15 protein-coding genes are annotated in these 14,978 nt (G+C 74.6%); 11 read left to right on the top strand and 4 right to left on the bottom strand.

From position 1 onward, the window contains the following. Positions 1-38: 38 nt before the first annotated feature. Positions 39-1,130, top strand: a complete 1,092-nt coding sequence (locus B0I33_RS25925; RefSeq protein WP_106181714.1) for a potassium channel family protein — start codon at positions 39-41, stop codon at positions 1,128-1,130. An 81-nt stretch (positions 1,131-1,211) separates the two neighbouring features. Further along, complete coding sequence (locus tag B0I33_RS25920; RefSeq protein WP_245901073.1) at positions 1,212-1,685, top strand: hypothetical protein; 474 nt, start codon at positions 1,212-1,214, stop codon at positions 1,683-1,685. A 13-nt stretch (positions 1,686-1,698) separates the two neighbouring features. Here the strand turns inward: B0I33_RS25920 and B0I33_RS25915 are convergent, their stop codons facing one another. Beyond that, positions 1,699-2,736 carry a neutral zinc metallopeptidase gene (locus tag B0I33_RS25915; protein WP_106181507.1) on the bottom strand — a complete coding sequence of 346 codons (1,038 nt, stop codon included), beginning with the start codon at positions 2,734-2,736 and terminating at the stop codon, positions 1,699-1,701. Positions 2,737-2,878: 142 nt separating this feature from the next. Here B0I33_RS25915 and B0I33_RS25910 point away from each other — a divergent pair, with 142 nt between their 5' ends. From B0I33_RS25910 to B0I33_RS25890, 5 genes are read left to right on the top strand one after another with little or no spacing between them, the layout of a single operon-like run. Next, complete coding sequence (locus B0I33_RS25910) at positions 2,879-3,865, top strand: DUF7847 domain-containing protein (protein WP_106181506.1); 987 nt, start codon at positions 2,879-2,881, stop codon at positions 3,863-3,865. A 5-nt stretch (positions 3,866-3,870) separates the two neighbouring features. Further along, entirely contained in the window at positions 3,871-4,497 is a 627-nt protein-coding gene (locus B0I33_RS25905; RefSeq protein ID WP_106181505.1) for a DUF4129 domain-containing protein, read from the top strand. Then, positions 4,494-5,627: a DUF4350 domain-containing protein gene (locus tag B0I33_RS25900; RefSeq protein WP_181193458.1), complete on the top strand. Its 1,134-nt coding sequence runs from the start codon at positions 4,494-4,496 to the stop codon at positions 5,625-5,627. The genes B0I33_RS25905 and B0I33_RS25900 overlap by 4 nt, the downstream gene beginning before the upstream one ends. Then, positions 5,624-6,610: an AAA family ATPase gene (locus B0I33_RS25895; RefSeq protein WP_106181504.1), complete on the top strand. Its 987-nt coding sequence runs from the start codon at positions 5,624-5,626 to the stop codon at positions 6,608-6,610. The genes B0I33_RS25900 and B0I33_RS25895 overlap by 4 nt, the downstream gene beginning before the upstream one ends. Beyond that, a complete protein-coding gene (locus B0I33_RS25890; protein ID WP_106181503.1) occupies positions 6,610-7,905 on the top strand; it encodes a DUF58 domain-containing protein in 1,296 nt (431 codons plus the stop codon). Before B0I33_RS25895 ends, B0I33_RS25890 begins: the two co-directional genes overlap by 1 nt. 72 nt (positions 7,906-7,977) lie before the next feature. On the opposite strand, the gene B0I33_RS25885 is transcribed toward B0I33_RS25890, so the two are convergent. Then, entirely contained in the window at positions 7,978-8,985 is a 1,008-nt protein-coding gene (locus tag B0I33_RS25885) for a stage II sporulation protein M (RefSeq protein WP_106181502.1), read from the bottom strand. Between the two features lie 52 nt (positions 8,986-9,037). Here B0I33_RS25885 and B0I33_RS25880 point away from each other — a divergent pair, with 52 nt between their 5' ends. Continuing rightward, entirely contained in the window at positions 9,038-9,922 is an 885-nt protein-coding gene (locus B0I33_RS25880; protein ID WP_181193457.1) for an RDD family protein, read from the top strand. A 12-nt stretch (positions 9,923-9,934) separates the two neighbouring features. Here the strand turns inward: B0I33_RS25880 and B0I33_RS25875 are convergent, their stop codons facing one another. Continuing rightward, positions 9,935-10,732 carry an SDR family NAD(P)-dependent oxidoreductase gene (locus B0I33_RS25875; protein WP_106181710.1) on the bottom strand — a complete coding sequence of 266 codons (798 nt, stop codon included), beginning with the start codon at positions 10,730-10,732 and terminating at the stop codon, positions 9,935-9,937. A gap of 78 nt (positions 10,733-10,810) precedes the next feature. On the opposite strand from B0I33_RS25875, the gene B0I33_RS25870 reads away from it, so the two are divergent. Genes B0I33_RS25870 through nudC form a run of 3 tightly spaced genes read left to right on the top strand, consistent with a single transcriptional unit; the run spans position 10,811 to position 14,465 of the window. Further along, entirely contained in the window at positions 10,811-12,097 is a 1,287-nt protein-coding gene (locus B0I33_RS25870; RefSeq protein WP_106181500.1) for a M16 family metallopeptidase, read from the top strand. Then, the gene (locus tag B0I33_RS25865) at positions 12,094-13,473 is read left to right on the top strand and encodes a M16 family metallopeptidase (protein WP_106181499.1); all 1,380 of its coding nucleotides are present in this window, start codon (positions 12,094-12,096) and stop codon (positions 13,471-13,473) included. The genes B0I33_RS25870 and B0I33_RS25865 overlap by 4 nt, the downstream gene beginning before the upstream one ends. Next, positions 13,470-14,465: an NAD(+) diphosphatase gene (gene nudC / locus B0I33_RS25860; protein WP_106181498.1), complete on the top strand. Its 996-nt coding sequence runs from the start codon at positions 13,470-13,472 to the stop codon at positions 14,463-14,465. Before B0I33_RS25865 ends, nudC begins: the two co-directional genes overlap by 4 nt. Here nudC and B0I33_RS25855 read toward each other — a convergent pair. Beyond that, a complete protein-coding gene (locus tag B0I33_RS25855; RefSeq protein WP_106181497.1) occupies positions 14,437-14,934 on the bottom strand; it encodes a gluconokinase in 498 nt (165 codons plus the stop codon). The two genes, nudC and B0I33_RS25855, sit on opposite strands and share 29 nt — an antisense overlap. Positions 14,935-14,978: the final 44 nt, after the last annotated feature.

The raw sequence follows: 14,978 nt of genomic DNA, 5'->3' as shown, positions 1-14,978 counted from the left end.
GGCGCGGGACTAGGCTCCCGGCTGTGGTGATCAAGCGGATGGGCCGGCGGGCGGGTGCCGAGCAGCTGGCCGACCTGCCGGGGCATGCCCTGGCCGGCGTCGTGCGGATGCCCGAGACGACGGTGAGCCCGCTCAACGCGATCGTCCGCCGGGTCGTCGGCGCGGTCCTGGTGCTGTTCGTGGTCGTGCTCGTCGTCTACCTCGACCGCGACGGCTACCAGGACTCCAAGGGCGACGGCGTGTCCTTCCTGGATGCCATCTACTACGCGACCGTGTCCCTGTCGACCACCGGGTACGGCGACATCTCGCCGGTCACGGACACGGCGCGACTGGTCAACATCGTGCTCATCACGCCGCTGCGGGTGTTGTTCCTGATCGTGCTCGTCGGCACCACACTGGAAGTACTCACCGAGCGGTCCCGGCAGGCGCTGCGGATCCAGAAGTGGAGGCGCACCGTGCGTGACCATGTCGTGGTCGTCGGGTTCGGCACCAAGGGCCGGTCCGCGGTGAACACGCTGCTCGTCGACGAGAACGTCGAGCCCAACCAGGTGGTCGTGGTGGACACCGACCAGCAGGCGCTGGACTCCGCGGCCGCCAGGGGACTGATCACCGTGCACGGTTCGGCCACCCGGGGCGACGTGCTGCGCGTCGCGGGCGTGCAGCGGGCCAGGTCGGTGGTGGTCGCCGCCAACCGCGACGACACGGCGGTGCTCGTCACCCTCACCGCCCGCGAGCTGGCCCCCAAGGCGCACATCATCGCGTCCGTGCGGGAGGCGGAGAACGTGCACCTGCTCAAGCAGTCCGGCGCCGACCAGGTGGTGGTGTCGAGCGACACCGCGGGCCGCCTGCTCGGCATGGCCACGCGCACCCCGCTGGTGGTGGCGATGGTGGAGGACCTGCTCACCCCGGAGGCGGGGCTCGCCATCGCCGAACGGCAGGTCGAACCGGAGGAGGTGGGCGGCTCGCCGCGGCACCTGCCCGACATCGTGCTCGGCATCGTGCGCGAGGGCAGGCTGTTCCGGGTCGACGCGCCCGAGGCCGACGCCATCGAAGCGGGCGACCAGTTGCTCTACATCCGCAAGGTCACCCCCGCCGAGGAGAAGGCGAACCGGGCGAACAGAACCGGCTGACCGGGGACGCGCCGGTCGGGTGACCCCCGGCGGGGCCGGTCAGCCTGGGTTTCGCCGCCCCCATCTGGAACCATGGACCGTGTGCGACAGCGAGTGAAGCGAGGACGGCGCCCGCCGTCGCTCACCTGGAAGGTACTCGGTGTCGCCAGCCTCGCCGGCCTGTGCGTCGTGCTCGCCGCGTGGTGGGCAGGCCCGTCCCTGTTCAGCGTCCCGGAGCCGGAGCAGCGGCGGGTCGTCACGGCCACGGTCACGTTGCCCGCCGAGTGCACGACACCGGACGCGGAGGAGACCGTGCGGTTCGAGCTGGACGGCACGACCCGCGACGGCACGCTCAGCGGCTGCGGCCACGACCAGGACGAGCAGGTGCGCATCGCGGTGCCGTCCGATGCGGGCGGCAGCGGCCTGGTCGAGGTGAGCCTCGCCGGCACGGCGCCGGGGATCGGCGACCTGCGCCGCCCCGCCGGCTTGTTCCTGCTGGTGCTCAGCTGCGCCGCCGGGGGTGTGTACGCCTACCTCGTGGTGCGCGGGCCCCGGCTCCGTACCGCCCTCGCGTAGCGCGCCCGGCCGGTCAGCTCACGTCGGCGGGGGCGGCGGCGAAGGTGTTGCACTGGGCGATCCGGTTGTGCACGGCCCCGGTCCGCCACCAGCCCGCGTAGTGGGCGTTGCTGCCATGGTCGTGGGTGCCCGACGTGTCGTCGCCGCGGGTGTCCTGGTCGCGCCACGCGTTCTCGTACATCTCCCGGGTGATGGACCCGCCCCGCTCGACGTGCGAGCCGAGGAACATGCCCGAGAAGCACTGCGCCTGCAGCTCCTTGCGGCGGGACATCTCCTGCCCGGCGGGGCTGTCCTGGCCCACGGCGTAGATGCGTTCCCACGCGGCGTCCATGATCCCGGCCAGCTCCTGCACGTGGTGGCCGTACTCGTGCGCGAACAGCGCGAGGTACACGCCCGGGCTGTCGCCGTACTGGTCCGTCTGCAGCCCGGCGAACGGCACGTACAGGTCGTTCTCGCAGTAGTAGGCGGCCGTGGCGATCCCGACCTGGATCGTGCCGCATTCGGTCTGGAAGCTGCTGCGCTTCGGGAAATGCAGTTCGGGCGAGGAGAACGGGAGGTCGTAGTGCTCCAGCAACGGCCGCCACGCGGCGTCGAGGCAGCGCCGGGCGGCCGTGAAGAAGGCCTCCGCCGACGCCTGGTCGCTGCGCCAGGCGGGCAGGTGGCACGCCAGGTTCTGCAGGCCCGCCTCGGGGTCCCGCAGCAGCGGGTGGTCGGCGAGCTTGAGGACCTTCCGGGGACCCGGCGCGGCGGACGGGGAGGGCAGGGTCGTCGTGGGGGCGGGCGGCGACATCGTCGTGGTGGTCTCGGCCGGGCCGCTCGGGGAGGGGCTGGGGGACGCGTCGCTCGTCGTCGCGCCCGGGTAGCTGCGGAACCCCGACCCGGCCGACGGCCGGTCGTCCCCGCCGGGCACCGTGAGGGCGATCACCAGGATCACCACGGCGAGCGCCGCACCGCTGACCACCGCCGCGATGGCGGGCCCCCGCGAAGGCCGCCGGGGCGGGACGGCACCCGCCCAGTGGCCGGGCCACTGCGGGCCGTGCGGTTGCGTCATTCGTGGGGTCCCCGGGTCGGCTGGTCTCCTGCGAAGCATAACGAGCACGCCACGGGCGATCGTGTGCTGCGGAGAAACTCCGCGGAGCTTGCATAATCGCCCCCACGATCCATGACCAGAGGACAGGAGCGAGGATTTCCCCATGACGGATTCGACCGGCTGGTCCACGCCGAACCCGGACGACGATCCACGGCACGGCCAGGGCCCGCAGGGGCAGTATCCCCGCTACCCCGGGCAGCCGGAGGGCAGCGGTGCGGGCGGCGCGGGTGGCCCGCTCGGCCACGGCAAGCCGGGGGTGATCCCGCTGCGCCCGCTCGGCCTCGGCGAGATCCTCGACGGCGCCATCACCACCATGCGCAAGCACGCGGGCGTGGTCTTCGGCTCCTCGGCGATCGTCGCGGTGATCAGCGCCGCGCTCTACCTGATCACGGACTTCTTCGTGCTGGACTCGCTGAACCAGGTCGTCACGATCGACCAGAACGCGAGCCCCGAGGAGCAGCTGGACCAGGCGTTCGCCGCCATGGGCGACAGCCTCGCCACCAACGGCGTCGCCGCCCTCATCACGCTGCTCACGCAGACGTTCCTCGCCGGTTTCCTCACCGTGGTGGCGGGCAAGGCGGTGCTCGGCAAGCCGATCGGCGCCGGTGAGGCGTGGGCCGAGCTCAGGCCCAGGCTGCTGCCGCTGTTCGGGCTCACCGTCGTGGTGACCCTGATCGTGATGGTGGGCCTGATCCTGTGCATCCTGCCCGGCATCTGGCTGTGGGTGCTGTTCGGTCTGGCCACGCCCGCGCTGATCCTGGAACGCGGGAGCATCGGGCAGTCGCTGGGCCGGTCCCGGCTGCTCGTGCGGGGTGCCTGGTGGCGCGTGTTCGGCGTGCTGCTGCTGGCCATGGTCATCACCACGCTGATCGCCCTCGTCATCGGCGTGCCGTTCAGCGCGATGGGCGGCGCGTTCTCCACCGCCGAGCTGTCCTTCGGCGACATGCTGATCATCCGGATCGGTGACGCGATCGCCCAGACCATCACCGTGCCGTTCGTGGCCCTGGTCACCGCGCTGCTCTACATCGACCAGCGGATGCGCAAGGAAGGGCTGGACCTGGAGCTGGCGCGCGCGGCGGGGACGGCGTAGCGCCGGTGCCGCTCGCCGACGTACCCGTCGACATCGGCCGCGACGACGCCCGGCGCGCCGCCCGCGCCGAGCTGGCCGACCCGGCCTACGCGGACGCCGAGCCGTCCCCGCTGGCGGCGGCACTGCGGTGGGTGGGCGAGCGCCTGGCCGACCTGTTCGCGCTCGCCGGTTCGCTGCCGGGCGGCCCTGCGGCTGTGGTCGTGCTCGTCGGGCTGGTGCTGGCGCTGGTGGTGCTGATCCGGCTGCGGGTCGGGCGGACGGCGCGGCACCGCGCTCGCCGTGCCGGTGCGGTGTTCGCGGGCAGGGCACGCTCGGCGGCCGACCACCGGCTGGCCGCCGAGCAGGCGTTCGGCAGGGGAGACCTGGCGGAGTCGGTGCGGGAGCGGTTCCGCGCGATCGTGCGGTCGCTGGAGGAGCGCGGTCTGGTCGACGAGCGGCCGGGCCGCACCGCCGACGAGGCCGCGGCCGAGGCCGCCAGGGTCCTGCCCGTGGCGGCGGAGGAGCTGCGGGCGGCCGCACGGCGCTTCGACGCCGTTCACTACGGCGGCCTCCCGGCCGGCGCGGAGGACTACCGCAGGCTCACCGTGCTGGACGAGACGCTGGCGGGCAGCAGACCGGCAGGCGTGCCGTGACCGCGGCGGACACGTCGGTCTCGCCGGACGCCCGGCGCGTGTGGCGGGCCGCCCGCGCTCCCGTCGTCATCGTGCTGGCCGTGCTCCTGACCGGGGTGGTGCTGGTGCTCGCCCGGGGCGGCGGGGACGCCGCGCTCGATCCCCGCTCGTACGGGCCCGGCGGGACCAGGGCGCTCACCCGGCTGCTGGCGGAGCAGGGCGTGCGCGTCGAGCCCGTGTACTCCAGCGCCGACGCCGACCCGGCCGGCGCGACCGTGCTCGTCGCCAGGCCGGGGCTGGTCGAGCCGGACACGCTGGCCGCGCTCGCCCGCCGGTCGGCACACCTGGTGCTCGTGGCCCCGGACGAGGCGGCGCTGGAAGCCGTCGCCGATGCCGTCACCACCGCCGGGGACGGGCAGCTCGGCACCGAGGCCCGGCCGCCGGACTGCGCGCTGCCCGCGGCCACCGGTGCGGGTGTGGCCGAGCTGGGCGGGACCGCCTACCGGGGCCCGGTCACCTGCTACGGGGGCGGGCTCGCGCGGGCAGGCGACGTCACCGTGCTCGCCGGGGGGCACCCGCTGACCAACGGCGCGCTGGCCGAGGAGGGCAACGCGGCGCTGGCGATGCGCCTGCTCGGCGCGCACGAGCGGCTCGTCTGGTACCTGCCGTCGGCGGGTGACCCGGGCCTGCGCGACGGGGACCGGTCGCTGTACGCGCTGCTGCCGCGCGGGTGGGTGTTCGGCGCCGTGCAGGCGGGGATCGCGGTCGCGCTGCTCGCCCTGTGGCGGGCCCGCCGCCTCGGCCGGGTCGTCACCGAGCCGCTGCCGGTGGTGGTGCGGGCGGCCGAGACCGTCGAGGGCCGGGCGCGGCTGTACCGCCGCGCCGCCGCGGCCGACCACGCCGCGCAGGCGCTGCGCGAGGCGTCCCTGCGCAGGCTCCGGCCGCTGGCCGGGCTGGGCCGGGACGCCGCGCCGGAGACGGTGGTCGCCGCCGTCGCCGCCCGCACCGGGCGCGCTCCCGCCGAGGTCGGCGCCGTGCTGTACGGTCCGGCTTGGCCTGGCGGGCCCCCGCCGTTGACCGACGATTCCCAGCTGGTCCGGCTGGCGGACGCGCTGGACGCACTCGAGAGGGAGAGCGAGGTCAGGCAGTGACTGCAGGGACCGCAGGGACCGCAGGGAGCGCGGGGACCGCACCCCGCGATGCGCTCATCGCGCTGCGCTCGGAGGTCACCAAGGCCGTCGTCGGCAACGACGCCGCCGTGACCGGGCTGATCCTCGCGTTGCTCTGCCGGGGCCACGTCCTGATCGAGGGCGTGCCGGGGGTGGCGAAGACGCTGCTGGTGCGCACGCTCGCGGCGGCGCTCGACCTGGAGACCAACCGCATCCAGTTCACGCCGGACCTGATGCCGGGCGACGTCACCGGCTCGATCGTCTACGACACGCACTCCGCGGAGTTCTCCTTCCGCGAGGGCCCCGTGTTCACGAACCTGCTGCTCGCCGACGAGATCAACCGGACCCCGCCCAAGACACAGTCCGCGCTGCTGGAGGCGATGGAGGAGCGGCAGGTGTCGGTGGACGGCAGCCCCCGGCGGCTGCCCGACGAGTTCGCGGTGGTGGCCACGCAGAACCCCGTCGAGTACGAGGGCACCTATCCGCTGCCGGAGGCACAGCTCGACCGGTTCCTGCTCAAGCTGGTCGTGCCGCTGCCCGCGCGGGAGGAGGAGATCGGCATCCTCACCCGGCACGCGCAGGGCTTCGACCCGAGGGACCTGGGCGCCGCCGGGGTCGCTCCGGTCGCCGGTGCGGCCGACCTGCGCGCGGCTCGCGCGGCGGTGCGGCAGGTGACGGTGGGTCCTGAGGTCATCGGCTACGCCGTGGACGTGTGCCGCGCGACGCGGGCGGCCCCGGGCGTGCGGCTCGGCGTGTCGCCCCGGGGAGCGACCGGGCTGCTGGCCGTGGCCAGGGCCTGGGCGTGGCTGTCCGGCCGCGAGTACGTGACTCCCGACGACGTCAAGACCCTGGCCAAGCCCGCGCTGCGGCACCGCGTCGGCCTGCGGCCCGAGGCCGAGCTGGAGGGCGCGACCGCGGACGGTGTGCTCGACCGCGTGCTGGCGTCGGTCCCGGTGCCACGCTGATGGCACTCACCGGCAGGGCGGGGCTGCTCGCGCTGGCGGGCGCGCTGGTCGTGGGGCTGCTGCTGCCGTCGTGGCCGGGGGTGCTCGCCGTGACCGGGGTCGTGCTCGCGGGCGTCGGGGCGGACCTGCTGCTGGCCGGCGGCGTGCGGCGGCTGGAGTTCGGCCGGTCCGGGGACGACGCCGTGCGGCTCGGCGCGGAGGCCGAGGTGGCACTGCGGGTCGCCAACCCGGGCGGCAGGCCGGTGCGCGGCGTGCTGCGGGACGCGTGGGTCCCGAGCGCGGGCGCCGTCGCCGACCGGCACCGCCTGCACGTTCCGGCGGGCGAGGCACGCGTGGTCCGCACCCGGCTGCGCCCGACCCGGCGCGGCGACCGGCCCGCGGAGCGGGTGACGGTGCGGTCGGTCGGGCCGCTGGGGCTCGCCGCGCGCCAGGGGTCGCACGAGGTGCCGTGGACCGTGCGCGCGCTGCCGCCGTTCCACAGCAGGCGGCACCTGCCGGGCATGCTCGACCGGCTGCGGGAGCTGGACGGGCGCCGGGCCGCGCTCGTGCGGGGCAGGGGCACCGAGTTCGACTCGCTGCGGGAGTACGTCACCGGTGACGACGTGCGCTCGATCGACTGGCGGGCGACGGCGCGGGCGGCGGACGTCATGGTGCGCACGTGGCGGCCGGAACGCGACCGGCACATCGTGCTCGTGCTGGACACCGGGCGCACGGCGGCCGGCCGCGTCGGCGACGGGACACGACTCGACGCGGCGATGGACGCCGCGCTGCTGCTGGCCGCGCTCGCGGCCAGGGCAGGCGACCGGGTGGAACTGCTCGCCTACGACCGGCGGGTGCGGGCGAGCGTGCAGGGCGCGGGCCAGGCGGAGCTGCTGCCGTCGCTGGTGTCGGCCATGGCGCCACTCGAACCCGAACTGGTGGAGCTGGACGCGCGCGGCCTCGTCCGCGAGGTGCTGCGCCGTACCCGGCGCCGTTCGCTCGTGGTGCTGCTGACCGGGCTCGACCCGGCGCCGCTGGAGGAGGGGCTGCTCCCCGTGCTGCCGTCGCTCACCGCGCGGCACCGGCTGCTGATCGCCGCGGTCGCCGATCCCGCGGTGGCGGAACTGGCGCGCGGCCGGGGCGACGCGGAGAGCGTCTACGGCGCCGCGGCCGCCGAGCGGACCCTGGCCGAGCGGGCACACGTCACCGCCCTGCTGGGCCGCCACGGCGCCGACGTGGTCGACGCGGACCCCGGCGCGCTGCCGCCCGCCCTCGCCGACCGCTACCTCACCCTGAAGGCCACCGGCCGCCTGTGACCCCCTCCCACCGCCCGCCGGGGGTGAGCGAGGGAGCTTTACTAGCGTCTGGCGGTAGTAAAGCTCCCTCGCTCACCCCCGGGCGGGGGCTTCGTCACCGGCCGCGCGGGGGTCGAGGTCGCCGGTCTCGCCCGCGGCGGCGGCGCGCCTGCCGAGTACGAAGACGTAGGCGAGGAACGCCGCCTCGGCGGCGACGCCGATCCCCACCCGCGCCCACGTCGGCAGGCCGGACGGGGTCACGAACGCCTCGATCAGCCCCGAGACCAGCAGCACCACGACCAGCCCCAGCGCGATCACGACCACCGAGCGGCCCTCGCGGGCGAGCGCCGCGGACCGGCTCCGCCGCCCCGGGTCGATCACCGTCCAGCCGAGCCGCAACCCGGTTCCGGCGGCCACGAACACCGCCGTGAGCTCCAGCAGCCCGTGCGGGGCGAGCAGGCCGAGGAAGAACTCGCCGCGCCCGGCCGCGGTCATGAGCCCGATCCCGACGGCGAGGTTGAGCGCGTTGGTCCACAACACGAACAGCACCGGCAGCCCCAGCAACACGCCGAGCACGAGCGACGCCGCCGCCACCCGCGCGTTGTTCGTCCACACCTGCGTGGCGAACGAACCGGCCGGCTCGCTCGAGTAGTACGCCTCGTAGCCACCGCCGGGACGGGTCATGGCCCTGATCTCCTCGGGCGCCGCGATGGTCGCGCGCACGGCCTCGTCCCCGGCGATCCACGCCGAGAGCACGGCGGTCACCCCGAGAAACACCACCGTCGTGGCGACCCACCACGGCCAGCCGCGGTACACGGCGGCGGGGAACCGGCGGGAGAAGAACAGCCCGACCTCCCGCCACGCCGGGTTGTGCGTGCCCGTCACCGCCGACCGTGCCTTCGCCACCAGCGCCGACAGCCGCGCCAGCACGGCCGGGTCCGGAGCCGACGACCGCACGATCGACAGGTGTGTCGCGGCACGCTGGTAGAGCCGCACGAGCTCGTCGGCCTCCGGGCCGCGCAGCCGCCCGCTCCGCCGCACCAGCTCGGCCAGCCGGTCCCATTCGGCGCGGTGCGCGGCCACGAACACGTCCAGGTCCACGCGACCTCACCCTGCCTTTCCCCGCGCTGCCCGCACCACCATACTTTTCCGGGTGCGGCCCGAATCCGACCTCGTCACCGGGGACGCCGTCGTCCTGGACCTGACCCTCGCCCGGTCCGCGACCCGCGCGCTCGGGCTGGCGATCGACGCCCTGGTGCAGGTGCTCGCGCTACTGGTCGTGGCCGTCCTGTTCGTCGTGGTCGGTGATCTCGACGGTGTGCTGCTCGGCGCGCTGATCGGCGCGGCGACGCTGCTGGTGCTCGTCGGCTACCCCACGACCTTCGAGACGCTGAGCCGGGGCCGCACGCTCGGCAAGCTCGCCCTCGGCCTGCGGGTGGTGCGCGACGATGGCGGCCCCATCCGGTTCCGGCACGCGTTCACCCGCGCGCTCACCGGAGCCTTCGTCGACTTCGGGCCGTTCTGGCTGTGGAGTGTCGTCGGCTTCCTCGTGTCGCTGAGCTCGCGGAAGGGCAAGCGGGTCGGCGACTTCCTCGCCGGGACCGTCGTGCTGCGGGACCGCGCGCCGGCGGAGTCCACCCCGCTGATCGGGATGCCCCCCGCGCTGGCGCACTGGGCGAGCCGGCTCGACCTGTCGGCGCTGCCGGACGACGCCGCCCTGTCCGCCCGCCAGTACCTCGCCCGGTACGGCAGCCTCACCGAGGAGGCCCGCGAGCGGCTCGGCAGGCGGATCGCCGACGAGATCGCCGGGTACCTCGGCGCGCCGGTGCCGCCGCAGGTTCCGCCGTGGGCGTACCTGTCGGCCGTGCTGGTGGAACGGCGGAACCGCGACCACGCCCGCGTGGCGGGAGTCCCGCCCTACCCGCCGCAACCGGGATCCCCCGCTCCGGGCCCAGCACCGCCGTGGACCCCGGAACCGGCGGACCAGGAACGTCCCCGCGGCGGGGAGGACACCGGACCGTTCGCCCCGCCCGGCTGAGCGGGCTCCCGCTCAGCCGAGCGCGTCGGCGATCAGCTCGTCGCTGAGCGCGCGCAGCCGCTGCCGGGCCTCGCGGTCGTGTGCCTGCCGGTGCGGGGTGGACTCCTCGGTGCCGGTGAAGAACCGGCCGGTGGTGCCCTCGAGCGCCGGGTCGGTGAGCAGCCGCAGCACCGCCGCCCCGCCCTCGGCCACCGTGCTCGCGGGGCGGACGCCCGCCTCGCGGACCATCCCGGTGTCCATGAACGTCGCCGGGTGCACCGCGTTGACGGTCACGCCGCTGCCGTCCAGCTCCTCGGCGAGGTCGATCGTGAACATCACCTGCGCGAGCTTGCTCTGCCCGTAGGCGCGCCAGCCGGTGTAGCCGTGCCACAGCAGCGGGTCCGAGAAGTCGATGTCGTGTTGCCCCGCCGACGCGACATTGACGATTCGCGCCGGCGCGCGCAGTACCGGGAGGATCTTTCGCGTCAGGTGGTAGCCCGCGAGGTAGTTGACGGCGAACCGGAGCTCGATGCCGTCGGCGCTCACCTCCCGCCCGTCCCCGCCGGGCCCGGAGCCGACGCCCGCGTTGTTGACGAGCCCGTCCAGCGGACCGTGCCGTTGCCTGATCTCCTCGGCCAGCCGCTCGACCTGCCGCAGGTCGGCGAGGTCGGCGCGGAGCACCTGGGCCCCCGGTCCGGCGCGCACGGCACGCAGCCGGTCCGCGTTCCTGCCGTGCGCCAGCACGGTGGCCCCGGCCTCCGCGAGCTCGCCCGCGACGTACCGGCCGAGACCGCTCGTCGCGCCCGTGACCAAGATCCGTCGTCCTGTCAAGTCCTTGTTCACCGAGCCCCTTCCCGGTCCGTTCGCCGATCCCGCGGACGGTCGCGGACCTCCCGTAGGGTGTGCGTCATGGCCGTACCCGAGCTACACAGATTCACTCTCGACAACGGCCTGCGGGTCGTGCTCGCACCCGACCGGACCGCCCCGGTCGTGGGGGTCAGCGTGCACTACGACGTGGGCTTCCGCTCGGAACCGGAGGGGCGCACGGGTTTCGCGCACCTCTTCGAGCACCTCATGTTCCAGGGCAGCGAGAGCCTGGAGAAGCTGGCCCACTTCCGCTACGTGCAGGGCAGTGGCGGCGTCTTCAACGGCTCGACGCACCCCGACTACACCGACTACTTCGAGGTGCTGCCGTCGGCCGCGCTGGAGCGTGCCCTGTTCCTCGAGGCCGACCGGATGCGGGCGCCGAAGCTCACCGCGGAGAACCTCGCCAACCAGATCGACGTGGTGAAGGAGGAGATCCGGCTCAACGTGCTGAACCGGCCGTACGGCGGGTTCCCGTGGATCCTCCTGCCACCGGTGCTGTACTCGACGTTCCCCAACGCGCACAACGGCTACGGCGACTTCACCGACCTCGAGCAGGCCACGATCGACGACTGCGCGGCCTTCTTCGACACCTACTACGCGCCGGCCAACGCGGTGCTCACCGTCGCGGGCGACTTCGAGATCGACCGGGCCCGCGCGCTCATCGAGAAGCACTTCGGTGACGTGCCCGCCCGGCCGAAGCCGCACCGCCCGTCGTTCGCCGAGCCGCGCCCCAGCGGCGAGCTGCGCGGCAGCCACACCGATCCGCACGCCCCGCTACCCGCCCTCGCCGTGGGCTACCGGATGTCCGACCCCGTCAACGAGCTGGACGGCTACCTGGCCCACCTCGTGCTGGCCGGACTGCTCACCGACGGCGACGGCTCCCGCCTGCAGCAGCGCCTCGTCCACCGGGAACCGCTGGTGACCGACATCAACGCGGGTGCCGGGCTGTTCGGCCCGTTCGAGGCCCGCGACCCGGACACGTTCTCGATCACCGCCATCCACGCGCCCGAGGTCAGCGCGGAGCGGGTGCTCGGCGCGCTGGACGAGGAGCTGGAGTCGCTCGCCACCACCCCGCCCGGCGAGCAGGAACTGGCGAAGATCACCGCGCGCTGGAGCGCCAACCTGCACTCCGACCACGACCGGCTGATGTCGCGCACGCTCGCCCTCGGCTCGTTCGAGCTGCTCTACGGTGACGCGAGCCTCGTGCACGGCCTGGCCGACCGGATCGGCGCGGTCACGGCCGAGGAAGTGGCCGAGGCGGCCAAGGCACTGCGACCCGACTCGCGTGCCGTGCTCCTCGTCGAACCGGAACAGGGAGGTGCCCAGTGACCGCCGCAGCCCACCGCAGCGCGGTCGAGATCGGAGCGACGCCGCAGGGGCCGCGGGAGGTGCCTCCGCTCGGCGAGCAGCGTGCCGCCGCGGATCTGTCCCATGTGGACACCGTGCTCGGCAACGGCCTGCGCGTGCTGGCCGTGCGCAAGGCCACCGTGCCGCTCGTCGAGGTGCGCCTGCAGATCCCGTTCGCGGGCGACGACCCGATGCACCCGGCGACCGCCGAGGTGCTCGCGGAGACACTGCTCACCGGCACTCGGCGGCGTGACCGGATCGCCATCGACACCGAGCTCGCGCTCATCGGTGGTGAGCTGGGCACCGTCGTCGACCCGGAGCACCTCGCGGTCTCCGGCACCTCGCTGGCCAGCGGCCTGCCCACGCTGCTCGACGTGCTCGCCGACGTGCTCACCGGCGCCACCCACGTGGACGACGAGGTGGCCAGGGAGTCGGCCCGGATCGTGGAACGGCTCGCGGTCGCCCGCACCCAGCCCCGCGTGATCGCCAGGGAGGCGCTGCAGCGGCGCCGCTACGGCGACCACCCCTACACCCGCGAGATGCCGAGGGCAGAGGACGTCGCCGAGGTGACGCCCGAAGCGGTGCGGGCCCTGCACGGGCAGGCCGTGCTGCCGAGGGGATCCACACTCGTCCTGGTCGGCGACATCGACCCCGACACCGTGGTCGGCGACGTGGAGCGGGCGCTGACGGGCTGGGAGTCCGACCGGTCCGCGGCCGCCCTGCCCGCGCTGCCCGACCTCGCCGGCGGGGACATCCTGCTCGTGCCGAGGGCGGGTGCCGTGCAGTCGCAGATCCGCCTCTCGGCGCAGGCGCTGCCCCGCACCGACCCCCGCTATCCGGCCCTGCAGCTCGCCAACCTGGCGTTCGGCGGCTACTTCTCCTCGCGGCTGGTGGAGAACATCCGTGAGGACAAGGGCTACACCTACGGCGCCCACTCCGGCTTCGAGTTCACCGGCAGCAAGGCCACCGTGCAGGTCGAGGCGGACACCGCCAACGAGGTCACCGCGGCGGCGCTGCTGGAGACCCGCTACGAGCTGGGCAGGCTCGGACTGGTCCCGCCGACCGACGCCGACGTGGAGTCGGTGCGGCAGTACGCCATCGGGTCGCTGCTGATCGCGACGTCGTCACAGGGCGGGCTGGCCGGCCAGCTGTCGGCGCTCGCGGCGGTGGGACTGGGCCCCGAGTGGCTGGCCGCGCACCCGGAGCGGGTGGCGCGGGTGACCACGGAGGAGGTGGCGCAGGCCGCGCTGGACTTCTTCGCCCCCAGCCGGTTCACCGGTGTCGTGGTCGGTGACGCCGACACGCTCGCTCCGCAGCTGAACGCCCTCGGCGGCGTCACGGTGGAGCGGCCGGAGTGACGACCAGCCCGCCGTTCCAGCTGGACCGGCTGCCGACCCTGTCGCGGTCGACCGCCGACCGGCAGGAACAGCTGCGGAACGATCCCGGGCGGCTCGTCGCGCGCTGGCCGACCGCGCGGGTGGTGCTGCTCGACGACAAGGGCCGCACGCCCGTGCCCGCCGACACCGTCGGGGGCGCGGGCGTGCCGCTGTCGGTCCGCAAGGCGCCGGACTTCGGAGCCGAGCCGCCGGAGGACGCGGTGTTCCTCGGCGAGTGGGAGGGCGCCGACTACTGGGCGCTGCCCGGCGCGCCGGAAGGGGACACCGAGACGGTCCGGGTGGCCGGCGGCTGGGGCTTCCCGTACGAGGCGCCCGCCGCCGACGGCGAGGTGTGGATCGACCTGCGCGGGCACGGGGCCCTGCTCGACGACACCGCCGCGGGCCTGTTCACCACCGCCGTCGCGCTGCGCAACTGGCACCGGCGGGGAGGCTTCTGCGCCCGCTGCGGCGGCACGGTGCGCCGCGTCCAGTTCGGCTGGGCCACCCGCTGCCAGTCGTGCGGCCGCGAGGAGTACCCGCGCACCGATCCCGCGGTCATCTGCCTCGTGCACGACGACGTGGGCACCAACGGCGAGCACGTCCTCCTCGCGCGGCAGCCGGTCTGGCCGCCCGGCCGGTACTCCGTGCTGGCCGGGTTCGTCGAGGCGGGGGAGTCGCTGGAGGCCTGCACGGAACGGGAGATCCGGGAGGAGGTCGGCGTCGAGGTCCGCGACGTCCGCTATCTGGGCAGCCAGCCGTGGCCGTTCCCGCGCTCGATCATGCTGGGCTTCGCCGCGCGCGCCGACCGTGCCGCCGAGCCGGTGCCCGCCGACGGTGAGATCGAGGACGCCCGGTGGGTGGCGAGGGCCGAGGTGCGGGCCGCGTTCGACGGTGAGCACGCCGAGCTGGCTCTGCCCGGCAACGCGTCGATCGCGCACGTGATGCTCAGGGCGTGGGCCAGGGCCGATCCCTGACCAGGCCGGCGACGATGTCGTCGGCGGGTGCGGCGATGTCCACGGTGCGGCCGGGCTCGTCGGGCTCCAGTGGTTCGAGGTCGGCCAGCTGCGAGTCGAGCAGCGCCACCGGCATGAAGTGTCCCCGCCGGGCCGTCAGACGGCGGGCGAGCAGGTCCCGATCGCCGTGCAGGTGCAGGAACCACGCGGGCCCGCCGGCGCGCAGCACGTCGCGGTAGCGCCGCTTCAGCGCGGAGCAGGTGACGACGCCTCCGCCGTGCGTGTGCGCGCCGATCCAGCGCGCGATGGCACGCAGCCACGGCATGCGGTCGGCGTCGGTGAGCGGGACGCCCGCGGACATCTTCGCGATGTTGGCGGGTGAGTGGAAGTCGTCGGCCTCGGCGTAGGGCACCCCGAGCATGGCCGCCAGCGCCGTCCCGACGGTCGTCTTGCCGGACCCGGCCACGCCCATCACGACGATCACGGTCATCGCACACCTCGTCCCGCGCCGTACTGTGTCGTGCTCCGCCGTAC

The organism is Prauserella shujinwangii (assembly GCF_003001955.1).
GTDB classification, from domain to species: Bacteria; Actinomycetota; Actinomycetes; order Mycobacteriales; family Pseudonocardiaceae; genus Qaidamihabitans; species Qaidamihabitans shujinwangii.
This window is presented reverse-complemented; position numbering and strand designations above follow the sequence as displayed.